The sequence below is a fragment of the Nitratireductor thuwali genome, from assembly GCF_036621415.1.
In the GTDB taxonomy this organism is placed as follows: domain Bacteria; phylum Pseudomonadota; class Alphaproteobacteria; order Rhizobiales; family Rhizobiaceae; genus Chelativorans; species Chelativorans thuwali.
Map to the genome: position 1 here is coordinate 3087406 of NZ_CP030941.1, position 23696 is coordinate 3111101.

Annotated in this window: 24 protein-coding genes; 16 read left to right on the forward strand and 8 right to left on the reverse strand. The window is 64.8% G+C overall.

The window, feature by feature from the left end:
* The first annotated feature begins 8 nt into the window (after positions 1–8).
* Both waaA and lpxK read left to right on the forward strand, forming a co-directional pair.
* Entirely contained in the window at positions 9–1328 is a 1320-nt protein-coding gene (gene waaA, locus NTH_RS14960) for a lipid IV(A) 3-deoxy-D-manno-octulosonic acid transferase (RefSeq protein WP_338530755.1), read from the forward strand.
* Positions 1328–2362 carry a tetraacyldisaccharide 4'-kinase gene (gene lpxK, locus NTH_RS14965; RefSeq protein ID WP_338530756.1) on the forward strand — a complete coding sequence of 345 codons (1035 nt, stop codon included), beginning with the start codon at positions 1328–1330 and terminating at the stop codon, positions 2360–2362. The genes waaA and lpxK overlap by 1 nt, the downstream gene beginning before the upstream one ends.
* Here the strand turns inward: lpxK and NTH_RS14970 are convergent, their stop codons facing one another.
* The gene (locus NTH_RS14970; protein WP_338530757.1) at positions 2363–2593 is read right to left on the reverse strand and encodes a DUF2093 domain-containing protein; all 231 of its coding nucleotides are present in this window, start codon (positions 2591–2593) and stop codon (positions 2363–2365) included.
* A 67-nt stretch (positions 2594–2660) separates the two neighbouring features.
* Entirely contained in the window at positions 2661–4517 is a 1857-nt protein-coding gene (mutL, locus tag NTH_RS14975) for a DNA mismatch repair endonuclease MutL (protein WP_338530758.1), read from the reverse strand.
* 1287 nt (positions 4518–5804) lie between these two features.
* Here mutL and NTH_RS14980 point away from each other — a divergent pair.
* From NTH_RS14980 to tdh, 6 genes are all read left to right on the forward strand, one after another.
* Entirely contained in the window at positions 5805–6695 is an 891-nt protein-coding gene (locus tag NTH_RS14980; protein ID WP_338530759.1) for a sce7726 family protein, read from the forward strand.
* Between the two features lie 7 nt (positions 6696–6702).
* Entirely contained in the window at positions 6703–7638 is a 936-nt protein-coding gene (locus tag NTH_RS14985; protein WP_338530760.1) for a sce7725 family protein, read from the forward strand.
* A 5-nt stretch (positions 7639–7643) separates the two neighbouring features.
* A complete protein-coding gene (locus NTH_RS14990; protein ID WP_338530761.1) occupies positions 7644–8681 on the forward strand; it encodes an RES family NAD+ phosphorylase in 1038 nt (345 codons plus the stop codon).
* A gap of 229 nt (positions 8682–8910) precedes the next feature.
* On the forward strand, positions 8911–10125 hold the full coding sequence (locus tag NTH_RS14995; protein WP_338531928.1) for an acyl-CoA dehydrogenase: 1215 nt from the start codon (positions 8911–8913) through the stop codon (positions 10123–10125).
* Between the two features lie 195 nt (positions 10126–10320).
* Complete coding sequence (locus NTH_RS15000) at positions 10321–11508, forward strand: glycine C-acetyltransferase (RefSeq protein WP_338530762.1); 1188 nt, start codon at positions 10321–10323, stop codon at positions 11506–11508.
* A 34-nt stretch (positions 11509–11542) separates the two neighbouring features.
* Positions 11543–12577: an L-threonine 3-dehydrogenase gene (tdh, locus tag NTH_RS15005; protein ID WP_338530763.1), complete on the forward strand. Its 1035-nt coding sequence runs from the start codon at positions 11543–11545 to the stop codon at positions 12575–12577.
* A gap of 38 nt (positions 12578–12615) precedes the next feature.
* Here tdh and NTH_RS15010 read toward each other — a convergent pair whose 3' ends face one another.
* The 3 genes from NTH_RS15010 to NTH_RS15020 are packed head-to-tail and all read right to left on the reverse strand — an operon-like array spanning position 12616 to position 13772.
* Complete coding sequence (locus NTH_RS15010) at positions 12616–13020, reverse strand: type II toxin-antitoxin system VapC family toxin (protein ID WP_338530764.1); 405 nt, start codon at positions 13018–13020, stop codon at positions 12616–12618.
* Positions 13020–13271, reverse strand: coding sequence for a type II toxin-antitoxin system Phd/YefM family antitoxin (locus NTH_RS15015; protein ID WP_338530765.1), 252 nt, complete (start codon positions 13269–13271; stop codon positions 13020–13022). The genes NTH_RS15010 and NTH_RS15015 overlap by 1 nt, the downstream gene beginning before the upstream one ends.
* Positions 13272–13325: 54 nt before the next feature.
* The gene (locus NTH_RS15020) at positions 13326–13772 is read right to left on the reverse strand and encodes a MarR family winged helix-turn-helix transcriptional regulator (protein WP_338531929.1); all 447 of its coding nucleotides are present in this window, start codon (positions 13770–13772) and stop codon (positions 13326–13328) included.
* 77 nt (positions 13773–13849) lie between these two features.
* Between NTH_RS15020 and hmgA the strand changes: the two genes are divergently transcribed.
* From hmgA to NTH_RS15060, 8 genes are all read left to right on the forward strand, one after another.
* Positions 13850–15163 (forward strand): homogentisate 1,2-dioxygenase, encoded by a 1314-nt coding sequence (gene hmgA, locus NTH_RS15025; protein ID WP_338530766.1) that lies wholly within the window; start codon positions 13850–13852, stop codon positions 15161–15163.
* Complete coding sequence (locus NTH_RS15030; RefSeq protein ID WP_338530767.1) at positions 15160–16014, forward strand: MBL fold metallo-hydrolase; 855 nt, start codon at positions 15160–15162, stop codon at positions 16012–16014. The genes hmgA and NTH_RS15030 overlap by 4 nt, the downstream gene beginning before the upstream one ends.
* A 201-nt stretch (positions 16015–16215) precedes the next feature.
* The gene (locus NTH_RS15035; RefSeq protein ID WP_338530768.1) at positions 16216–17235 is read left to right on the forward strand and encodes a fumarylacetoacetate hydrolase family protein; all 1020 of its coding nucleotides are present in this window, start codon (positions 16216–16218) and stop codon (positions 17233–17235) included.
* Positions 17236–18186: an MBL fold metallo-hydrolase gene (locus NTH_RS15040; RefSeq protein ID WP_265516651.1), complete on the forward strand. Its 951-nt coding sequence runs from the start codon at positions 17236–17238 to the stop codon at positions 18184–18186.
* A gap of 30 nt (positions 18187–18216) precedes the next feature.
* On the forward strand, positions 18217–18579 hold the full coding sequence (locus NTH_RS15045; RefSeq protein WP_338530769.1) for a hypothetical protein: 363 nt from the start codon (positions 18217–18219) through the stop codon (positions 18577–18579).
* Positions 18580–18589: 10 nt separating this feature from the next.
* Positions 18590–19123, forward strand: a complete 534-nt coding sequence (locus NTH_RS15050; RefSeq protein WP_338530770.1) for a DinB family protein — start codon at positions 18590–18592, stop codon at positions 19121–19123.
* A 42-nt stretch (positions 19124–19165) separates the two neighbouring features.
* Positions 19166–20785: an FAD-dependent oxidoreductase gene (locus NTH_RS15055; protein ID WP_338530771.1), complete on the forward strand. Its 1620-nt coding sequence runs from the start codon at positions 19166–19168 to the stop codon at positions 20783–20785.
* A complete protein-coding gene (locus NTH_RS15060) occupies positions 20782–20979 on the forward strand; it encodes a DUF2783 domain-containing protein (RefSeq protein ID WP_338530772.1) in 198 nt (65 codons plus the stop codon). The genes NTH_RS15055 and NTH_RS15060 overlap by 4 nt, the downstream gene beginning before the upstream one ends.
* 63 nt (positions 20980–21042) lie before the next feature.
* On the opposite strand, the gene NTH_RS15065 is transcribed toward NTH_RS15060, so the two are convergent.
* The 3 genes from NTH_RS15065 to NTH_RS15075 all read right to left on the reverse strand — a co-directional run bounded on the left by NTH_RS15065 (position 21043) and on the right by NTH_RS15075 (position 23683).
* The gene (locus NTH_RS15065) at positions 21043–21537 is read right to left on the reverse strand and encodes a RidA family protein (protein ID WP_338530773.1); all 495 of its coding nucleotides are present in this window, start codon (positions 21535–21537) and stop codon (positions 21043–21045) included.
* A gap of 85 nt (positions 21538–21622) precedes the next feature.
* Entirely contained in the window at positions 21623–22066 is a 444-nt protein-coding gene (locus NTH_RS15070) for a c-type cytochrome (protein WP_338530774.1), read from the reverse strand.
* A gap of 30 nt (positions 22067–22096) precedes the next feature.
* The gene (locus NTH_RS15075; protein WP_338530775.1) at positions 22097–23683 is read right to left on the reverse strand and encodes a flavin monoamine oxidase family protein; all 1587 of its coding nucleotides are present in this window, start codon (positions 23681–23683) and stop codon (positions 22097–22099) included.
* Positions 23684–23696: the final 13 nt, after the last annotated feature.

Here is a 23696-nt window from a genome sequence, read left to right on the forward strand (position 1 = left end):
GGCAGGCAATGAGCGAACGCTGGGCACGCACCATACTCACGACCTATCGCTGGGCAGGTGCGGCGGCATACCCGCTGGTTGGCGGCTATATCGCCTGGCGCGTGAACAAGGGCAAGGAAGAGCGCACGCGACGCCATGAACGCTATGGCAGGCCGAGCCACGAGCGCCCGGAAGGACCGCTCATATGGGTACATGCGGCCAGCGTCGGCGAGACCATCGCCGTAACCGGGCTGATCGAGCATTTCCTGGCGGCCGGCATCAAGATCGTTCTGACGACGGGCACCGTCACGTCCGCATCGGTGGCCACCGAAAGGCTGGGCGGCCGGGTCATCCATCAATATGTGCCGCTCGACCTGAAGCCGGCGGTGAGCCGCTTCCTCAACCACTGGCGTCCCGATCTCGCCATCATGGCCGAGTCCGAGATATGGCCGATGACCATTCTCGAGCTCGGCGCACGGCGGGTTCCCCAGGTGCTCGTCAACGGCCGCATGTCCGACCGCTCCTTCAAGAGCTGGCGCAAGCGCTCTTTCCTCGCCGAGGCGCTGTTCGAGAATCTGGCCCATGTCGTCGCCCAGTCGGAAGTCGACGGCGAGCGGTTCCGCAAGCTTGGCGCGCGGCCGGTCACTGTCTCGGGCAACCTCAAGGTGGATACGCAGCACCCGCCGGTGGATGCCGCAACGCTCGCCGCCATCAGAGGCCAGATCGGCGGCCGCCGAACCTGGGCCGCCGTGTCCACCCATGACGGCGAGGAAATGGCGGCGGCCGACGTCCACAAAATGCTGCGCAAGCGCCATCCGGATCTTCTGTCCATCGTCGTGCCGCGCCATCCCGAGCGTGCTCCGGCGCTGAAGGCTGAAATGGAGGCGCGCGGCCTTAAAGTGATCTGCCGCAGCACCGGCGAAGCCGTGACTGCCGGCATCGACATCCTTCTCGGCGATACGATCGGCGAGATGGGGCTTTATCTGCGCCTGACGGAGATCGCCTTCGTCGGCCGGTCGCTGACCGGCAGCGGCGGCCAGAACCCGATCGAGCCGGCGATGCTGGGGACCGCCGTGCTTTCCGGCTGCAATGTGCAGAATTTCCGCGAAGCCTATCGCCGGCTGATCGACAGCGGCGGGGCAAGGCTGGTGCGCGACACGCAGATGCTGGCCGGCGCCGTCAACTACCTTCTCAACAATGCCGGCAAGCGCGAGGAGATGATCGCGGCGGGCCGGCACACGGTGGAGGAGATGTCCGGCGCCCTGACGCGCACGCTGACGGCGCTCGAGCCCTTCATCCATCCGCTCATCGTGCAAAGCCGCCTGCAGCGCGGCAACGGCAGGCCCTGATGGCGGGCAGCGAGGCGCCGCCATTCTGGTGGGAGAAGCCCGATTGGCGCGCCTGGGCGCTGTGGCCGGCTTCCGCCATCTATGGCGCCGTCGCTTCCACCCGCATGCGGACCGCGCCGCGCGAGAAGCTGCCGGCCGCGGTTCTGTGCGTGGGAAACCTGACCGTCGGGGGCGAAGGCAAGACGCCGGTGGCGATCGCGCTGGGCAAGCAGGCCCGCAAGGAAGGCCACAAGGTGGGATTTCTTTCCCGCGGCTTCGGCGGCAGCCTTTCCAGGCCCCACCTCGTCGATGCCGGACACGATGCGGCGCGGCATGTGGGCGACGAGCCGCTGCTTCTCGCCCGCCACGCCCCGGTCGTCGTTTCCCCGGACAGGTCGGCGGGCGCGCGCCGGCTGATCGAGGAGGGCTGCGATTTCCTGATCATGGACGACGGCTTCCAGAGCGCCCGCATCCACATGGACTACGCGCTGATCGTGGTCGATGCGCAGCGCGGCCTCGGCAACGGCCATGTCATACCCGCAGGGCCGCTGCGCGCGCCTGTCGTCAACCAGCTTCGCTTCGCCGATGCGGTCGTCACCATGGGGCAGGGGGATGCCGCCCAATATACCGTGCGCCGCGCGGCGCGGGCCGGCAAGCCGGTCTACCATGCGCGCGCCAGGCCGATGAAGACGCGCGGCCTGAAAGGCGCCCGCGTGCTGGCTTTCGCGGGGATCGGCAATCCGGAGAAGTTCTACGCCACCTTGCGCGAGATCGGGGCCGAACTGGTGGCGACCAGGTCGTTTCCCGATCACCATCAGTTCACGGAGGACGACCTGGCCGAGCTTTCGGGTGAGGCGCGGGCGGATGGGCTGGCGCTGGTGACGACGGAGAAGGATCTGGTGCGCCTGTCGAGCGGCCACCGGCCCATGCGGGAATTCGCCGGAACCGTGCGGGCCTTGCCTGTGGAGGCCGCTTTCGAGACGGTCGACACGCCCGGCGCGATCGTCCGCCAGACGATAACCGCCTGGCGCGAGCGGATGCTGAAGGGCGGCTGATCAGGCGCGCTTGCGCAGCGCCGGATCGAGCTCAAGCTCGCGCGCGAGCGAGGTTTCGGCGCTCGCATAGGCTTCCTGGCGCGAGACGCTCCAATATTTCAGTTCCTCGAGCGGAATGGCCTCGCCGGAAACGGCACACCGCACGAAGGCGCCGGGCGTCAGCACCTGGAAATCGCCATCGAGATAACGCACCCGCGCCTCGCGCGCGCCGGGTCCTTCAAAACGGTTCATCGCAATCGCCTCGTCTTTGCGCTCCTGCGCCATAAAACGCCGGCGGGCCCTTGGCAAGGCGGATGTCTCATCGCCGCCCGAACAGTTTCTCGATATCCGCCAGCTTCAATTCGATATAGGTCGGCCGGCCGTGATTGCATGTGCCGGAGCCCGGCGTCGCCTCCATCTGGCGCAGCAGCGCGTTCATCTCCTCCGGCCGCAGCCGGCGTCCCGACCGCACCGAACCATGGCAGGCCATGGTGGCGGCGATATGGTCGATGCGTTCTTTCAGCGTTTCGGCGGTGTCGTGCTCGGCGATTTCGTCGGCAAGGTCGCGCACGAGTTTCGGCACGTCCACCTCGCCCAGCATGGAAGGCGTCTCGCGCACCGCCACCGCGCCGGGGCCGAAGCGTTCGAGGCCGAGGCCCAGCCTTTGCAGGAACGCCGCATGGTTGCCCAGACGCTCCGCGTCTTCCTCCGGCAGGTCGACGATCTCCGGCATCAAGAGCATCTGCGCCGGCAGCGGGCGCGCATGGATGGCCTGCTTGAGCGCCTCGTAGACGAGCCTTTCATGGGCCGCGTGCTGGTCGACGATCACCAGCGCATCCTCCGTCTGCGCGACGATATAGTTCTCGTGCACCTGCGCGCGGGCCGCGCCCAGGGGCCGGCGCAGGGCCTCGGCGGGCGCCTCGCCGGCAGCCGCCCGCGTGTCGGCGCTGACTGCGCTCCCGAATGCGCCCTCGACCGAAAACGCCGCCTGTTCGCCGGCGCCGAAGCCGCCGGCGGCGGCCATTTCGAGCGGGCGCGAGGGCGAGGTTTCCATGCGCCAGGGCTCGGGGGACCGGGCGGCGGCGAAGCGGCCGGGGCCGCCGCCATTGCTGGCCGCCGGGCCGGCGGCCGTGTTCTGGAACGCCTCGAGCATCGCCGCCGCGCCCGTCGTGGCCGCGCGCATGCCGCCCGCCTCCAGCGCCTGGCGGATCGCGCCGACGATGAGGCCGCGCACGAGGCCCGGATCGCGAAAGCGCACATCCGCCTTCGCCGGATGCACATTGACGTCGACCAGCGCCGGGTCGACGTCGAGGAAGAGCGCGGCCACCGCGTGGCGGTCGCGCGGCAGCGCGTCCATATAGGCGCCGCGGATCGCCCCGGCGATCAGCTTGTCGCGCACCGGCCTGCCGTTGACATAGGCAAACTGATTGAGCGCGTTGCCGCGCGTGAAGGAGGGGATCGAGGCATAGCCCGAAAGGCGCACGCCCTCGCGCTCCGCCTCGATCGGCAGCGCGTTTTCGGGAAACTCCCTGCCCAGTATCTGGCTGATGCGGCGCAGGAGCCCCTCGCCATCCTCGGGCACGGCGGCAAGGTCGGTGGTGCCGCGGTCCGTGCCGGTGAGCGTGAAGCGGACGGCGGGAAAGGCGAGCGCGATGCGCTTGACGACGTCGGTGATGGCCGCCGTTTCGGCCCGCTCGCTCTTCATGAATTTCAGCCGCGCCGGCGTCGCAAAGAAAAGGTCGCGCACCTCGACCGTGGTGCCCCGGTTGGCGGCGACCGGCTTCACCGGCCCCACGCGCCCGCCCTCCACGACGATCTCCGCCCCGCTGTCGCCGCCCGCCTGGCGCGAGCGCAGGCTGAGCCGCGACACCGAGCCGATGGAAGGAAGCGCCTCGCCGCGAAAGCCCAGCGAGCGGATGTCGTGCACATCGTCCGACAATTTGGAGGTGCAATGGCGCGACACGGCCAGCGGCAGCTCCTCCGCCGCGATGCCGCCGCCATCGTCGATGACGCGCAGCAATGTCAGCCCGCCGCCGGCGGTGGCGATCTCGATGCGGCTCGCCCCGGCGTCCAGCGCGTTTTCGACCAGTTCCTTGACGACGCTGGCCGGCCGCTCGATGACCTCGCCGGCGGCGATCTGGTTGATGACGTTCTCGGAAAGCTGGCGGATGCTCATGGGCCGATACTAGGCGGATTCGCCGTGGCTGCGAAGGGACCGGGGCGCGCTTTCCAGCGGCAGGTTCCGGGGGTGCCGGCGTCGGGCGCTTTTGTCCGCGTTTCCGTCCGCGTTTCGTGCTCCGCCCCTGTCCGCTTCGTCATCCTCGGGCCTGACCCGAGGATCCATGCCGTGACGGTGGCGGCGGGTGCGCCGTTTCCGGCATGGGGCGTCCGGTGCCGGAAGCGTGGGGCGCGAGGGGAGAGGGAACGGCATGGATCCCAGGGTCTTCGCCTTCGGCTCCGCCCTGGGATGACGAAGGGGAAGGCGGTGCGGTGTACCCGCCAACGCTGCGAATGGCGCGACTGCCTCGCTTCTGATGCCCTTCCGCTTGGGCGTCCTCGCGCCTGCCCATCGGCTTCGTGGCGTCCACCTCTCTCCGCCGTCATGCGAGCGCCCACCCCTCCGCGTCGTCACGTGGGCGCCGCCCCTTTCCGCTTCCTCATCCCCGGGCTTGACCCGAGGATCCGTGCCGCAACCTGTCCGGCAGGCGGGACGAGGGGCCTTCCGCATTGTCGGGCGGCGGTGGCGGCCGAACGGCATGGATCCCCGGGTCAAGCCCGACGAAGGCGCGGGTGGCGGCGCGGGTGGTTGGCGATGGCTGGTTCTCACAAGGCATGCCTCTTCGTTGCCGCGCGGGGATGCCCGCCGGGCTTTGGGAGAAGAAGTTGGGAAGCGGGGCGCGTTGATCGTGCCTCTCTGTTTGGTATTGGTGGCGCGATCAACGCGCCCCGCCGGCCGCTGTCACACGGTCGACCGGTCAATCTCAGGTCCCCATTGCCCTTTCGGACGCCCAGGCTCGTGACTTACACGCCTGGACCGGACCCGCCGCGGCTTCTCCGCACCCCGCGCCGCAAGGCGAAGGGCTCCGGCCTGTCGTGGCCCTCACATGCCTTCGGGTTCCGATCCCGAAGGGGGAGGCTGCCGCCGCCTTCCCGAACACCCGGTGCGCATCCGGTTCCCGTGAAGGCGATGGGGCCATTATGCGGGAGGTTTGGGAGGTGGGGATAAATTTGTGGGATTATTTTTTGGGGGGGCTTTGGGGCTGGGTGCGGACCTGCGGCTTTCGAGCGGCCGACCCGCGAAAGCGGAAGTAGAGGTCAGCGAACCTGGGACAACCAAGAGCGGCCCACAAATGCTCTCGGCAGCCTTCCACCTCGATTTGGCAAAAGCCAGATTCCATATCGGAGCTTTTTGCGCTAAAAGGCCTAGCGTCTGCACGAGGCGATGTGCGGTTCAAGTGGGGGAATGAAGATCTACAGCGCAGCGCAACTATCTGCTTTGACTCGGCTGTTCTCCGCCACCGTTTTTCGTGAAATGGCGAAGAAAGGCCGATCGGGCTTGTTCCGTCGGCTGATTGAGCAGGCCGATCTGCTTGGGCACTCCGACCCGCGCGCGACCGTAGGCGACACCTTTGACTCGGCGTTCGAGATTCTGAAGGTCGCGGGCCACCGCGACGAATACATCTATCGCGCGGCGATCAGCCACAAAGTGCTGATGGGCACGCACTCCCTCCGCACGGCTTCGATGCTCAACGAATTCCGTGCCGGCAGCTGCAAGGCGGATCTCGTCATCCTGAATGGCACTGCGACCGTCTATGAAATCAAGTCGGAGCGGGATTCGCTCGCGCGGCTCGCCAATCAGGTAGAGAACTACAAGCGCGTCTTTGCCAAAGTGAACGTGATCGCGAGCGAAAGCCATATCAAGGGCGTGCTGGCAACGGTCCCAGACGATGTCGGAGTGATGTGTCTCTCCAAGCGCTACCGAATGACGACGGTGCGCGAAGCGATCGACTGCCCGGCGCGCATCTGCCCGGCGACCGTCTTTGAATCACTGCGTATGGCCGAAGGCGCAGCGATCTTGCGGGCGATGGGAGTGACGGTGCCGCAGGTTCCCAATACGCAGCGGCATGCCGCGATGCGCGTCCTTTTCAGTGCGCTCGACCCGGTTGCGCTCCACGTCGAGATGGTGCGGACACTCAAGCGGACGCGCGATCTGGCACCGCTCGGCGACCTCGTTGACCGTCTGCCGGAGTCTCTGCAAGCTGCAGCGCTGTCTGTATCGGTTCGCCGTGCTGACCACCCGCGGCTGCTCGACGCCATCGCGACCCCGCTGCACGCAGCCATGGCTTGGAGCTGACTAGCGTATGTACCATCCTTATTTCCGCGGAAAGCAATTCGAGCTCATCACGATCCGCGAGATGGCGACGCTGCTCGCCGAGAAGAACTTTGTGCCCGTCATAGAGCCCGTGCGCGAGGCGCTCGGTGGCCTCAAGAAGACCTTGGGCGCGGTCTGTGCTGCCGGCGGACGCGCGATCGTAGTCGTGAATCCCTATCACGGCGACCATCAGGAAGACGGAACGAGCATCACCGGCCTCCTTCAAGAGGGCTTTATCGGCGCCGGCAATATCGCCGCCGGCATACTGCTGCGTAGTGACATGACTGTTGACGACGTGATGGCCTGCTATGAGCATCATGCAGATCATCATCCCGTCCTTGTCCACGCCGGCTTCACCGCCCCCAAGGCGCTGGCGGCCGAGTTGGAGGACGGCATGCCCGGCCTCACCAACATCTTCATCGAAGATCATGCAAAGCTGCTCTACCGGAAGCATTTTTCCCAGAGCACGCGCATCCTTGTGCGCGACGGCTTCAAGCGGCTGCGCAATGCCGATTATCCGGAGATGGAGGAGTTCTCTGATCTCCATGTTACCTATGGCGATCTCGGCATGGCTGGCTTTGGCGATTTTCTGATCGTCGGCGACGTCTATAGTGAGGGCGGAGGTCCGGCCTATGCCGTCGCGATCCACCTAACCTTCATCGATCCTGACAAGGACGATGTCATGTACATCTATCACTTCGTCTCGGACACGAAGGACACGCCGACTGATCCCGCCGGCAAGTTCGCTCAGGCGCTGGCGAAGCTGATCGCGAAATTGGACAGCGGGAACTCCCACGTTCTCGAGACCGGCGCGATCAAGGAGTTTCGTGACCTCCACGCGAAGGGCCATTTCCCGGGCCTTGGCTATGTCAAAAAGCTCTCGATGAAACATCACATCGAGACGCTTGCGGACTATCTTGGCTGAGCTCCATGGCACAGCGTCTCTGCTGCCCGGAGTGCTTCGACGATCGCGCTCTGCGCGATCAGCTCTTTCCTTCGCTCGATCCCGGTCATGGGACATGCGATTTCTGCGGGACCGCTGACACGCAGCTTGTTGAGCCAGGCAAGCTCGCCAACTATTTCGAGCTGCTGGTCAATGTCTACGAGCCGAGTAAGGATGGGAAGTCGCTGGTCGAATGGATGAAGGACGACTGGCAGCTCTTCAGCCATCAGCGCATGGACATTGCCCACGCCAAGGAACTTCTCGGCGAAATTCTCGATGACGGTGATATCGTTCGACGCAGTTTCGCCCCGTCGGCAAGCTATATCAGCGAAGGCCTCGCGCAGTGGGACAAGCTGCGCGACGAGATGATGTATGCCAATCGCTGGTTTCTAGACGTCGCTATCGACCTAGACCGTCTCCGCCAACTGCTCGACATGCTGCTGGCGCCGGCTTTACCCCGGCGATGGTATCGCGCGCGAATCCGCATCGAGGACGAGATCTTTCCGATCGAGAAGATGGGTGCACCGCCGAAGCGACGCTCGTCACATGGCAGGGCCAATCCAGCGGGCATTCCCTATCTCTATCTCGGGTCGCTTCCCGACACGGCTGTCGCCGAGATCAGGCCCCATACCGGCGAGGTTGTTTGCGTCGCTGATTTCACGATCCCTGAGATCAAGGCTGTGGACTTGCGCAACCCGCGTAAGCTCGTCTCACCCTTCATCCTGACCGACGCGAGCGAGATCGGCCAGTTGCGCGCCGACTTGCCGTTCCTCGAACGCTTGGGCGAGGAATTGACTCGACCGGTTCAGCCGGCGGGCGCGGCGATTGACTATATTCCGAGCCAGTATCTGTGCGAATTCATTAAGAAGAGCAGCTTCGACGGCGTGGTCTATCGTAGCTCGGTCAGCGATGGCATCAATCTCGCGCTGTTCGATCCCGCTCAGGCGGTTGGCGGGACGGTGGCGCTCTACAACGTGTCGAAGGTTTCGGTCGAAGTAGCCGCACCTAAGAAGAACGCACATTGATAACGGCGGCCTTGGCGAACGGCAGCTTCCAGAACGTGTGGGCCGATTGTTGACTGACTGCTATGAGGCGCAGACCCGTCATCAATCCCACACCTGCCCAACCTCCACCCCACTCCCCCCATCCCCTTCCAAAAAATCCATTTTAAGCTTGAAGCATTATGGCCTAGGATGCTGTATGGTCCCGTCCTATAGGATGCGCGCAATCGCAGCAGGAAGGCAGACAGTGACTATGCAAAAGCCGAAAGCCTCGGAATCCAGCTTCGTCTGGGACGACCCTTTTCTTCTCGACGAGCAGCTCAGCGACGAGGAGCGCATGATACGCGATGCGGCGGCGGCCTTTGCCGCCGACAAGCTCAGCCCCCGCATCGAGCATGCCTATATGAACGAGGAGAGCGATCCGGCCATCTTCCGCGAGATGGGCGAGGCCGGGCTTCTGGGGGTGACCATCCCCGAGGAATATGGCGGCGTCGGCGCGGGCTATGTCTCCTACGGGCTGGTGGCGCGCGAGGTGGAGCGGGTCGATTCGGGCTATCGCTCGATGATGAGCGTGCAGTCCTCGCTGGTCATGTATCCGATCCACGCCTACGGGTCCGAGGAGCAGCGGAAGAAGTATCTGCCGAAGCTTGCTTCCGGCGAATATATCGGCTGCTTCGGCCTGACCGAGCCGGACGCCGGCTCCGACCCCGGCGGCATGAAGACGCGCGCCGAGAAGATCGACGGCGGCTACCGGCTCACCGGCTCCAAGATGTGGATCTCCAATTCGCCCATCGCAGACGTCTTCGTCGTCTGGGCCAAGCTGTCCGATAAAAGCGGGGGGGCGCATGACAACCAGATCCGCGGCTTCGTGCTGGAAAAGGGCATGAAGGGCCTTTCCGCGCCCAAGATCGGCGGCAAGCTCAGCTTGCGCGCCTCCATCACCGGCGAGATCGTGATGGACGGCGTGGAAGTGGGCGAGGATGCGCTTCTGCCCAATGTCTCGGGGCTCAAGGGGCCGTTCGGCTGCCTCAACCGCGCCCGCTACGGCATCTCCTGGGGGGCGATGGGGGCGGCCGAGGATTGCTGGCGCCGCGCCCGGCAGTACGGGCTCGACCGCAAGCAGTTCGGCAAGCCGCTGGCGCAGACCCAGCTTTTCCAGAAGAAGCTGGCCGACATGCAGACGGAAATCGCGCTCGGGCTCCAGGCCTCGCTCCGTGTCGGCCGCCTGTTCGACGAGGGCAAGATGGCCCCGGAGATGATCTCGCTCATCAAGCGCAACAATTGCGGCAAGGCGCTCGACATCGCGCGTCAGGCCCGCGACATGCACGGCGGCAACGGCATCCAGATCGAATACCACGTGATGCGCCACGCGCAGAACCTCGAGACCGTCAACACCTATGAGGGCACGCACGACGTGCATGCGCTGATCCTCGGCCGGGCGCAGACGGGGCTGCAGGCGTTTTTCTGAGGGGGTGAGCGTTGGCGCTCGCCCCTCATCCCCCTGCCGGGACCTTCTCCCCGCTCGCGGGGAGAAGGAGAATGGCCGCAACGTGGACGCCTCCCTCTCCCCGCTTGCGGGGAGAGGGTAAGGGTGAGGGGCGCTTGAAACCGGTCGGTGAAAGTGGAAGAAATGCGCGCCGTTCCGTCGTTTCAGGAGACCCGCATGTCCGACGCCTTCCGTTCCCATCTGCGCACCGAACTCGAAGGCCTGAAATCCGCCGGCCTCTACAAGACCGAGCGCGTCATCACCTCGGTGCAGTCGGCGCAGATCGAGAGCGGCGGCAGGAAGGTGCTGAACTTCTGCGCCAACAATTATCTGGGCCTTGCCGACAATGAGGAGTTGCGCGCGGCGGCCAAGAAGGCGCTCGACCGCTACGGCTACGGCATGGCCTCCGTCCGCTTCATCTGCGGCACCCAGGAAGAGCACAAAGAGCTCGAGGAGACGATCTCGAAATTCCTCGGCATGGAGGACACGATCCTCTATTCCTCCTGCTTCGACGCCAATACGGGGCTGTTCGAAACGCTGCTCGGGCCGGAGGACGCGGTCATTTCCGATGCGCTCAACCACGCCTCGATCATCGACGGCGTGCGGCTCAGCAAGGCAAGGCGCTACCGCTACGCCAACAACGACATGGGCGAGCTGGAAGACCGGCTGAAGGAGGCCGCGGACGCGCGTTTCCGGCTGATCGCCACCGACGGCGTGTTCTCCATGGACGGCATCGTCGCCAATCTTCAGGGCATCTGCGACCTGGCCGACAAATACGGCGCCATGGTCATGGTGGACGACAGCCACGCCATCGGCTTCGTCGGCGCGCATGGGCGCGGCACGCCGGAGCATTGCGGCGTGGAGGGGCGGGTGGACATCGTCACCGGGACGCTCGGCAAGGCGCTCGGCGGGGCCTCCGGCGGCTATACGAGCGCCAGGCGCGAGGTGGTGGAGTGGCTGCGCCAGCGCTCGCGCCCCTATCTGTTCTCCAATACGCTGGCCCCGGTCATCGCCGCCGCCTCGCTCAAGGTCTTCGACATCGTCAGGAACGGCGACAGCCTGCGCCGCCACCTTTACGACAACGCGGCCCGCTTTCGCGCCGGCATGGAGAAGCTGGGCTTCACGCTCGCCGGCGGCGGCCATCCGATCATCCCGGTGATGCTGGGCGATGCCGCGCTGGCCGACAGGATGGCCTCGCGCCTGCTGGACCACGGCATCTATGTCATCGGCTTTTCGTTTCCGGTGGTGCCCAAGGGCCAGGCCCGCATCCGCACGCAGATGTCGGCCGCCCATTCGGCGGAGGATATCGACCGGGCGGTGGAGGCGTTCGCGATCGTGGGGCGGGAACTGGGGGTGATTTCATGACGGCAGCCGACGCTCCAGATACGGGGACAGTCTCATGTCCAACATGATGAAGGCGCTGGTGAAGGCCAAGCCGGAGGAGGGCTTGTGGATGGAGCGCGTGCCGGTGCCGGAGATCGGGCCGAACGACGTGCTCATCAAGGTCAAGAAGTCGGCCATCTGCGGCACCGACGTCCATATCTGGAACTGGGACGAGTGGGCGCGAAAGACGGTGCCGGTGCCGCTGGTCACCGGCCACGAGTTTACCGGCGAGGTGGCCGATGTCGGCGCGGCCGTCACCGAGTACAAGCCCGGCCAGCGCGTTTCGGGCGAGGGCCATATCGTGTGCGGCCACTGCCGCAACTGCCGGGCGGGCAGGGGGCATCTGTGCCGCAACACGCTGGGCGTCGGCGTGCAGCGCCCCGGCTCCTTCGCCGAGTTCATCGCGCTGCCGCAGCACAATGTCGTGGCGATCCCCGACGACGTGCCGGACGAGATCGCCGCCATCTTCGATCCCCTCGGCAACGCCGTCCACACCGCGCTGTCCTTCGACCTCGTAGGCGAGGACGTGCTGGTGACGGGCGCCGGCCCCATCGGCATCATGGGCGCGCTGGTGGCGCAGTGCGTGGGCGCGCGCAAGGTGGTCATCACCGACATCAATCCCGGCCGCCTGGAACTGGCGAGGAAGCTGGGCGTGCGCCATGCGGTCAACGCGGCGCAGGAAAAGCTGCCGGACGTGATGGCGCGGCTCGGCATGACCGAAGGCTTCGACGTCGGGCTGGAAATGTCGGGCGCGGCCCCCGCCTTCCGCGACATGATCGACGCGATGAACAATGGCGGCAAGATCGCCATTCTGGGCATCGCGCCGACCGGCTTCGAGATCGACTGGAACAAGGTCATCTTCAAGATGCTGCACCTGAAGGGCATCTATGGCCGCGAGATGTTCGAGACCTGGTACAAGATGATCGCCCTGGTGCAGGGCCCGCTGGACGTCTCGGGCGTGATCACCCACCGCATGGGCATCGACGATTTCAGGGAAGGCTTCGACGCCATGCGCTCGGGCGAGGCCGGCAAGGTGGTGCTGGACTGGTGAGAACCCTTCTGGAAGGGTCTCTCAGACGTTGAAGGGGCTCAGGGAACGACGAGCCGGATGGACGCCGCTTCGGCGGCACGGAGAAGCTTGTTGTCGAGTGTGGCGAGGGGCAGACGCAATCGACCGGCCAACTCCAGATAGCTCGCGTCGTAGATGGAAAGGGCATGCGCGCGCGCCAGTTGCAGGAGAACCTGTTCATCCACATCATTGTCTTCGACGATTGGGTAGATTGCCAGATTGGCGATAATTGCAGCCGTTTGCTCCAATGTCAGCCGCATGCGTCGTTCCGCGACCACAAGCAGATTGCGCACCTCGAACCACCAGATCGGCGGAACAAGAAAATGGTCATGAAGGAGATGATCCTCCAAGTGCGTTGCGAGAGGGTGCTCTTCGTCGGGTAGAAGCCAGGCCGCAGTTACCGAGGCGTCCAAAATGAACGGCATCAGTATTTATGCCCCTCATGACGCCAGGAGAGCACTTCTTCGATGGTAATGCCGGTTTTGGGAAGTGATGCACGAAGCTTACGGATATTCTCGACCGCCCGCCGCACTTCCTCAGGGCGTTTGCTCTCCTCGGGCACCATCCTGGCAATCGTCCGGCCGTGACGCGTGATGGATACAATCTCCCCGCGCTCGACGTCGCTGAGCAGAGCCGAAAACTTGGCTTTGGCTTCCGTGGCAGGGACTGTCTTCATTCCTTTGACCGGTCAATCTGGTTAATATGACTTGTTAGATATAATGCCGTCCCTTCACTTCGTCAACACGGCCTCTTCCAAGGCCGCGAGCCCCTTCAGCACGGCCTCGCGCTTGCGCATGTCGAGCTTGCCCAGAAGGTCGGCTTCGAACGTCTTGGCAAGGGGAACCAGTTCCTCGTAGACGCGCTGGCCGGCGGGCGTCAGCTCGAGGTGTTCCACCCGCCGGTCCTGCCCGTCCGCCCGGCGCTTGAGCCAGCGCCTTGTCTCCAGCGCCGCCACAGCGCGGCTGACCTTTGTCTTGTGCATGGAGGAATGAGCGCCGACCTCGGTCGCCGTCATCGTGCCATACTGGCCGAGCGTTGCCAGCGTGCGCCATTCCGGCCGGGTAAGGCCGTGGCGCTGCCGGTAGATGTCGGAGAAGGAACGGCTGACGGCATCGGCGAGCCGGTTGAGCCTGTAGGGCAGGAAGGTTTCCAGTGACAGGATTTCGCGGTCGGGCATGGCCATGACATGATTTGATAGTTACATTTTCAATGGTTACAGATGAAACCAGTTTGGTCAATCCTGCGGAGGACGAAATGACGGTCCGATACATGCCGGGTTTCGGCAACGACTTCGAAACCGAAAGCCTTCCCGGCGCGCTGCCGCAAGGCCAGAACTCGCCGCAGCGTCCGGCCTATGGCCTCTATGCGGAACAGCTCTCCGGCTCACCCTTCACAGCCCCGCGCGGCACCAACGAGCGCTCCTGGCTCTACCGCATCCGCCCCTCGGTGCGGCACACGTCGCGCTTCAAGCCGGTCGAATATGCGCGCTGGAAATCGGCGCCCAACCTGGACGACCACGAGCTTTCGCTCGGGCAGCTTCGCTGGGACCCGATCCCCATTCCCAACGAGGAAACGGATTTCCTGGCAGGCATCCGCACCATGACGACGGCCGGCGACACCCAGGGGCAGTCGGGAATGGCGGCGCACATCTATGTCGCGAACGCCTCGATGGTGGACGACCACTTTTTCAACGCCGATGGCGAGTTGCTGATCGTGCCGCAGGAAGGCGGCATCCGCGTCATGACCGAGATGGGCATCATGGAAGTGACGCCGGGCGAGATATGCATCGTTCCGCGCGGCATGATCTTCAAGGTCGAGCTGATGGACGGCCCGGTGCGCGGCTATATATGCGAGAATTACGGCGCCAAGTTCACCCTGCCGGACCGCGGGCCGATCGGGGCCAACTGCCTGGCCAATCCGCGCGACTTCAAGACGCCGGTCGCCTGGTACGAGGAGAAGGAGACGCCCTGCCGGCTGACGGTGAAATGGTGCGGGCGCTTCTATCGCACGGAGATCGATCACTCGCCGCTCGACGTGGTCGCCTGGCACGGCAACTATTCGCCGTACAAATACGACCTTTCCACCTTCTCGCCGGTCGGCGCCATCCTGTTCGACCATCCCGATCCGTCGATCTTCACGGTGCTCACCGCGCCCTCGGGCGAGGAGGGGACGGCCAATGTCGATTTCGTGATCTTCCCGCCGCGCTGGCTGGTGGCCGAGCACACCTTCCGCCCGCCCTGGTACCACCGCAACATCATGAGCGAGTTCATGGGCCTGATCAAAGGCCAGTACGATGCCAAGGAGGCGGGATTCGTGCCGGGCGGCATATCGCTGCACAACATGATGCTGCCGCACGGGCCCGACGCAACAGGCTTCGAGAAGGCGACGAAGGCGGAGTTGAAGCCGGTGAAGCTTGATGACACGATGGCATTCATGTTCGAAACCCGCTTTCCCCAGAACCTGACGCGCTTCGCCGCCGAGAGCGAGGCCCTCCAGGACGATTACATCGACTGCTGGACGGGCCTTAGGAAGCGCTTCAACGGCACGCCCGAGGGCGACTGGTCTTGAGCGACCGGCTCGTCATCCTGGGCAGCAAGGGCGGGCCGGCGATCCGGCCCGAGGGGCCGATGCCGACCTCTAGTCTGCTGGAGCTCGCCGGCCGGCGCATCGTGGTCGACTGCGGACTGGGCGTCACCGTGGGCCTCGTCGATGCGGACATGCATCTGCGCGATCTCGACCTGATCTTCATCACGCACCTGCATTCGGACCATGTGCTGGAGATGGGACCGCTGATCCACACCGCCTGGACGGCGGGGCTGGCGAAGCCGGTCACGGTCCACGGGCCGCCCGGCGTCGGCGACGTGTGGGACGGCTTCTGCCGGTCGATGTCCTACGACATCCAGACCCGCATCGAGGACGAGGGGCGCCCCGACATCCGCGAACTGGTGCGGATCGAGGAATATGGCGAGGGCCCGGTGCTGGACGAGGGCGGCCTGAGCGTCGCGGCGCTGCGCGTCGTCCACCCGCCGGTGACCGACTGCTTCGCGCTGTCCTTCCAAGGTGGCGGGAGGAAGATCGTTTTCTCGGCCGACACGGCCTATTTCCCGCCGCTGGCCCACTTCGCCAGGAACGCCGACATTCTCGTGCATGAAGCCATGCTGGAAGCGGGCGTGGATGCGCTGGTCGCGCGCACCGGCAACGCGGCCTCGCTGAAGAAGCACCTCATGGACAGCCATACGCTGGCCGGGGACGCGGGACGCATCGCAAGCCTTGCCGAATGCGGCCATCTGCTGCTGCATCATCTGATCCCCGCCGACGACCCGAACTTCGGCGAGGAAGAATGGCATGACGCCGTGCGCAAAACGTGGTCAGGTCCCTTGATGGTCGCGCGCGACGGCCTCGAGATACGGCTGGACTAAGGCCATGCTCAACAATAAGTGCTACGCCTTGCTTGTCTTTTTCGCCGCCTGCTTCGTTGCGCCATTCGTTACATACCCTGGTATGCGCCGAATGACGCGCCTTGCAGGCGACGAAAAATCCGGCGCAATCCGCAGCACTTATTGCTGAGCATGGCCTAACCGCAACGACATATAAAGATACGAGCCAGGGAGAAGCATCGCATGAAAGTCGCCACCTTGAAGGACGGCACACGGGACGGCAGGCTGGTCGTCGTCTCGAAGGATCTGACCCGTTATACGGACGCCTCCTTCCTTGCGCCGACGCTGCAGGCGGCGCTCGACGACTGGTCGCGCGTCGCGCCCCATCTGGCAGCCCTTGCCGAAAGCCTGGAGCACGGCGCGGTGCCGGCCGAGCGCTTCCACGAGCACGATGCCATGTCGCCCCTGCCGCGCGCCTATCAATGGGCGGACGGCTCGGCCTATGTGAACCATGTCGAACTGGTGCGGAAGGCGCGCGGGGCCGAAATGCCCGGGAGCTTCTGGGAAGACCCGCTCATGTATCAGGGCGGATCGGATTCCTTCCTCGGCCCGCGCGATCCCATCGCCGTGGCCGATGAGGCATACGGCATCGACATGGAAGGCGAGGTCGCCGTCGTCGTGGACGACGTTCCCATGGGCGCTTCGGCGGACGAGGCACGGGATGCGATACGCCTCATCATGCTGGTCAACGACGTCTCGCTGCGCGGTCTCATCCCGGCCGAACTCGGCAAGGGCTTCGGCTTTTTCCAGTCTAAACCTTCCTCGGCCTTCTCGCCGGTGGCGGTCACCCCGGACGAGATGGGCGAGGCCTGGGACGGGGGCAGGGTACACCTGCCCCTGTGGGTCGACTACAACGGCAAGCCCTTCGGCCGGGCCAATGCCGGGATCGACATGACTTTCGATTTCCCGACGCTGATCGCCCATGCCGCCAAGACGCGGCCGCTTTGCGCGGGCTCGATCATCGGCTCGGGCACCGTCTCCAACAAGCTCGACGGCGGGCCGGGCAAGCCCCTCGACGCCGGCGGCGCCGGCTATTCCTGCATTGCCGAAATCCGCATGATCGAGACAATCGAAGGCGGCAGCCCCAAGACCGACTTCATGCGTTTCGGCGACACGGTGCGGATCGAGATGAAGGACGGGAACGGCCATTCAATCTTCGGCGCGATCGAGCAAGAAGTGCAGAAATACGAGAAAGGCGCATAAATGGCGAAGAACTTCGCATCGGCCGGGGACCTGGCCGACAAGAAAATCTCCTTCGACGAGATCGGCCGCGATCTGTGGGCATTCACGGCCGAGGGCGATCCGAATTCGGGCGTCATCATCGGCGATGAATCGGTGATGGTGATCGAGGCGCAGGCGACGCCGCGCCTTGCGGAAAAGGTGATCGAGAAGGTGCGCTCGGTCACCGACAAGCCGATCAGCCATCTGGTGCTGACGCACTACCATGCCGTGCGCGTTCTGGGGGCTTCCGCCTATAAGGCCCCCACCATCGTCATGAGCGACAAGGCGCGCGCGATGGTGGTGGAGCGCGGCAAGGAGGACTGGGATTCCGAATTTGTCCGTTTCCCGCGCCTTTTCCAGGGGCACGAGAGCATTCCCGGGCTCACCTGGCCGACCACCACCTTCTCGCAATCGATGACGGTGTATCTGGGCAGGCGCCGGGTCGACCTGATGTTCCTGGGACGCGCGCATACGGCCGGCGACATCGTCGCCCATGTGCCGGATGCCAATGTCATGTTCACCGGCGACATCGTCGAATATCATTCGGCCTGCTATTGCGGCGACGGCCATTTCCACGACTGGCCGGGAACGCTGGAGGAAATCCGCGCCTTCGATCCCGATGCCATCGCGCCGGGCCGGGGCGATGCGCTGGTGGGCCGCGACATGGTCAACGAAGCGCTGGACCTGACCGGCGATTTCGTTCTGTCGACCTACCAGCCGGTCGCCCGCGTGGCGCAGGGCGGCGGCAGCCTGAAGGAGGCCTGGGATGCCTGTCGCGCCGAGTGCGACCCCAAATTCTCCGACTACGCGATCTACGAGCACTGCCTGCCCTTCAACGTCTCGCGCGCCTATGACGAGGCGCTGGGCATCGACACGCCGCGCATCTGGACCGCCGAGCGCGACAAGCAGATGTGGGAGGCGCTGCAAGGCTAGCCGCGCCGGAAAGGCGGTCCGGCGGGTGGCATGGCAAGAAGGAGCGAGACGATGCCGAACTGGCTGCTGGGTCTGATCTTCGTTCTGTCGCTGTCGCTGGTGATCTATGGCTGGCGGCAGATATTGCGCCTGACGTTCGGCCTGGAAAAGCAGCGCTTCGGCTGGTCCGACGACGAAGCCAGATTGAAGTTCTTCTCGCTGCGCAGCCCGCGCGGACCCGGCAGGAGAAAGCGCATGCAAAAGTACCTCCGGGAGGAACTGCGCGCCTATGCCGAGGAGACGGGCCAGGGCGACATCCACCGCCGCGCCCGCCTGGCGCTGGCGGCGGGCTATGCCGGGGCGATCGCCTCCAGCTTCGCATGGATATTGTCGACCGCATTCGCCAGCCAGTGACGGAGCCAGAATGGATCTGCAAACCCATTTCAAGAAGATGGCGGCCAACAATCGCTGGTCGAACCGGCGGCTGATGCGCGCCGTGCTCGCGCTGGAGCCGGGCGAGTTCGAAGCGCCGCGCACGGGCTTCTTCCCGTCCATAGCCAAGACGCTCAATCACATCCTGGCCGTCGACCTCTACTATCTGGACGCGCTGGAGGAAGGCGGCCGCGGGCCCTCGGCATTCCATGACTTCGTGGCGTTCGAGGATCCGGCGGCGCTCGCGCAGGCGCGGCGTGTGGAGGACGAGCGCCTCATCGCCTTGTGCGAAAGGCTCGGCAACGCCGACATGGCGCGCCGCGTCGTCACGGACCGGGGGGAGGCGGGCCGGTTCCCCGAGCTTGTTGGCGATTTGCTCGCCCATTTGTTCCTGCACCAGATTCACCACCGCGGACAGGTGCACGCCATGCTGTCCGGCACCACCGTCAAGCCGCCTCAGCTCGACGAATTCTTCCTCGATTTCGACGCGCCCTCGAGGCGGGGCGAGATGGACGAGCCTGACTGAACCGCGACACCGCCCACAGCCCCTAACGAGTGTTTGGAGAAGATGCCCCGCTACGCTTATCAGCCTTTCCCCTATAAAAAGCCGCCGGAGCTCGACGGCGCGGTCGCCCGGCAATATCCGGTCGCCATTGTCGGCGCGGGGCCGGTCGGGCTCTCGATGGCCGTCGATCTGGCGCTGCGCGGCGTTCCATCCGTCGTGCTCGACGACAACGACGTCGTGTCGCTCGGCAGCCGGGCGATCTGCTGGTCGAAGCGCACGCTCGAAATCTTCGACCGGCTGGGCATCGGCGAGCGCATGGTGGCAAAGGGCATCACTTGGAAGGTCGGCCGGCTTTTCCATCGCGACCGCGAGGTCTGGAGCTTTGATCTCCTGCCCGAGGAAGGCCACAAGATGCCGGCCTTCATCAATCTCCAGCAATATTACGTGGAACAGTATCTGGTCGAGCGCTGCGCGGATTTTCCCGACCTGATCGACCTCAGGTGGAAGAACCGGGTCAACGGCGTGCGCAGCCATCACACGGGCGCCAGGCTCGCGGTCGAGGCGCCCGACGGCGCCTACCATCTCGACGCCGCATGGGTGATTGCCTGCGACGGCGCCCGCTCGCCGATGCGCTCCTTCATGGGGCTCGACTTCGAGGGCCGGGTGTTCGAGGAGCGCTTCCTGATCGCCGATGTGGAGATGAAGGCCGATTTCCCGTCGGAGCGGTGGTTCTGGTTCGAGCCGCCGTTCCATCCGGGGCAGTCGGCCCTTCTGCACAAGCAGCCGGACAACATCTACCGCATCGACCTTCAGCTCGGCCCCGATGCCGATCCCGACCGGGAGAAGAGGCATGAGAACGTGATACCGCGCATCGAGAAGATCATCGGGCACGGCGATTTCGAGCTCGATTGGGTCTCGGTCTACATGTTCCAGTGCCGCAGGCTGGAACGCTTCGTGCATGGCCGGGTGGTCTTCGCCGGCGACAGCGCCCATATCGTCTCGCCCTTCGGCGCGCGCGGCGGCAATGGCGGCATCCAGGACGTCGACAATCTGGGCTGGAAGCTGGCTCTGATCGTCAAGGGCGAGGCGCCCGAAAGCCTGATCGAAACCTATGATGAGGAGCGCGTCCGCGGCGCGGACGAGAACATTCTGAACTCGTCGCGCTCCACCTCCTTCATGACGCCCAAATCCAAGATGGAAAAGCTGTTTCGCGACAGCGTCCTCGATCTGGCGGCCGATCACGCATTCGCCCGCCGGCTGGTCAATTCCGGCCGCCTGTCCAGGCCCTGTTCCCTTGAAGGCCTCAGCCTGCAAACACCGGGCGCGGCCGAAGGGATTGCCCCCGGCCAGGCCATGCCGGACGCGCCGGTGCAATGCGAAGGCCGTCCCGGCTGGCTGCTGGAATATTTCGGCAGGGGTTTTGCGCTGATGGCGGTCGGATGCGCGCCGCCGCCCGGCTTGCCCGCCGGACTGCCGGTGATCGAGATATGGCCGGACGAGAACCTCGCCGGCGCCGAGGCGAGGATCGTCCTGCGCGATGCGGAAGGCCTCGTCGCCGACCGCTACGGCGCCGGCGTCATCTGCCTCGTCCGGCCCGACCAGCACATAGCGGCGACCTTCGTCGCGCCGCATGCCGACGAGATCGCCCTGGCCTATGCCCGCGCGATGGGGAGGGAGCATTGACCGACAAGGACGAGATTGGCCGCGACCGGCTGGGTGCGGCCGGCGACGATTTCTATGCCCTGCTGATGCAGGCCCATGAAGGCCTGAGCTTCGAGGAAAGCGCGCGGCTCAACGCCAGGCTGGTTCTGCTGCTTGCCAACCGGGTGGGCGATCTGGATGCGCTCAAGGCGGCATTGGCGGCGGCGAAGAAGTAGCTGGCGGATGACGCCGGCAGCACCGCCCCTCGAAGGACAAGGGGCCGCGCCCGCCGTTCCCGGTCAGTTCTTGCCGGCGCGGACGGCGATGGCCTCCACCTCGATCAGCCAGCCGGGATTGGCAAGACCGGCGACCTCGAAGACCGAGCGCGCCGGCAGGTTGGGCTGTTCATCGGTTCCGAAGAACTCGGTGTAGCCCTCCATGAAGCCGGCAAAATCCATTGGTTCCCCGTTCTGGCCGACCAGGAAGACCTGCAGCTTGACGACATCGCCCATCGTCAGATCCATGTCATCGAGGCTCTTCTCGATGGACTGAAACACCGTTCTGGTCTGCTCGGTAATGTCGCCATAGGCCTCGATCGAGCCACGGTCGGCGTCTTCATTGACCACGGAAGGCACCGCGCCGCTCAAATAGACGGTGGTGGCGTCCCCCGGCACCTCTACCGCGCGGGCAATAGGGAAATCCGATCCGGGAATCTTATGGCGCACGACCTCGTCGGCCAGTGCGACCCCCGAAATCAGCAGGGCGGGCAGGGTGAGGCTTGCAATACGCAGCATGAGAAATTCCTTTCGTTCAATGCAGGATGATCCGAGCTTCGGCGCTGAAGGCCGAAGCTCATCGTCGCCATCTCCATGGCTGATTTTAAGGCCGGGTCTGGGCAACCATCTCGGCCGTTGCATCGCCGCCATACTCGTTCCCGAAATGCGTCTGGATGTAGTTGACGACATCCGCGATCTGCTGGTCGTCGAGGACCTCGCCCAGCGGCGGCATCGCCCTCTGGCCGTTGATGATGATGTAGATCGGGTATTCGGGAAATTCGAGGTTCTCGTTATCGGCCAGCGGCGGATAGGCACCAGCGCCCACGGCGCCTTCGCCGTCGGGCATGTGGCAGCCCTGGCAAATGGCCCGGTAGACCTCCTCGCCGCCCGTCACGCCGATCCTGGAAGGGTCGGCGAACATGGCCTCATAGTCGGAAAGCTTGCGTGTGTTGGTCTGGTCGTCGCCGACCGCGCCATCCTGGGCGAGCGCGAAGGTGGAGACACCGAACAGAATGGCGAGACCGACAGCGCCTGTAAGAGCATTCATGACTTCTCTCCTTGGCAAGCAGTTAGGCATTCAGCCGTTGATGACACGGTCATGCAGACGCGAGATCGCGTCCAGCGACGAGAGGATCGCGCCCTCCTGCCAGCCGGGCAGGTAGGAGATGTGCTCGCCCGCCATTACCGTGCGCCCGTCTATCGCCGCCGCTGTCCGGTACTGGCTCTCCTTGTCCTGCCAGATGCCGTAGCAGCCGAGCACCCACGGCACCCGGTGCCAGACCACGCTCACGCCATTGCTGAATTCGTCCTTGTACTGGGGATGGATCCTGGCGCCGTATTCGAGCGCGATCCGGACCCGCTCGTCCGGCGGCATGGAGTTGAACTGATAGGCGATGGCCCCCCAGCTGTAGCCGCCCAGAAGCACGCCCTTGCCGCCGCTGAAATAGTCGTTGGAGGGGTAGCTGATGAGCGAGATCGGCAGGTCGGTGTAGCTGATGCCGCCGAATATGTTCTCGTCTTCCTCCCAGAAGCGCCGGTTGAACTCGAGGCCGAACTTGACCGAGCCGGCATAGTACATCGTGTCGATGACGCCTTTCATGGCGCCCGACAGATTGTTCTCGATCTGGGAAAGGATGGAGAAGGGGATGGTGCAGATGCACCAGTCGCCCTTGGCTTCCTGAACTCCGCCGCCTTCCCTGGTGTCCTCGAAACTGACGGTGACGCCGTTCTCGTCCTGCATGATCGACGTGACCTTGGTGTTGTAGCGGATGACGTCCTTCACTTCGCGCTCGAAGGCCTGGGCGATCATGTCCATGCCGCCCACCGGCTGGAACATGGTCGCCTGGTGCTCCACGGTCTCGGCCTCGTCCAGCCACCGCCACAGCTCGGATTGAATGATCTTGCTCGGGGCAATGGGTTCGGAGGGCTCCGGAATGCCGTCCAGGCCGCCGCCCGGCCATTTCGCATAGCCTCGGTAGTCGCTGGTGCGCTCGCTTTTCACATAGGCATAGTTCTCGTCGAGAACGCCGTAGACGCGCAGCGATTCAAGGAGCATTTCCTTGTCTTCCTGCGTGACGAGCTCGTCGAGCCTGCCCTGGTTGGTCGCCTTGGCGAGCAGTTCCGATGTCTGGCCGCGATAGTCGGTGGCGATCTCGCGGAAGCGCTGGGGCTTGCCATCGAACGCTTCCTGCCGGTGCAGATAGGCGTTGTGGTTCTTCTGGATGAAGGGCTCCAGCTTGACGCCCAGCCGCTTGCAATAGTCCAGAACCGCATGGTGATGATGCGGAATGCGCCAGGGGCCGGGATTGAAATAATTGCCCTTTTCGTATTGCACGTTCTGCGTGAAGCCGCCGAGTTCCGTATAGCTGTCGCCGCCGCGCAGCGTCCAGCAACGTCCGCCGGCCTTCTCGCGGTATTCCAGCACTTCGACCGTATAGCCGGCGGCGCGCAATTCCATCGCGGCGACCATGCCGGCAAGACCGGCTCCGAGGATCAGCACCTTCGCGCCCTGCGGGTCCCCGTCCAGAGCGATCGGCCCCCGATAGGTGGATTCCTGCGCATGGCCCAGCGTCGTCATCGCCTGATAGAGGGCCGCGCCTCCTGCGGTGGCGCCGATCATCGTCAAGAGATCCCGCCGCGACATCTGTCCGAACGTCCTGTGCATGGTGATCACTCCC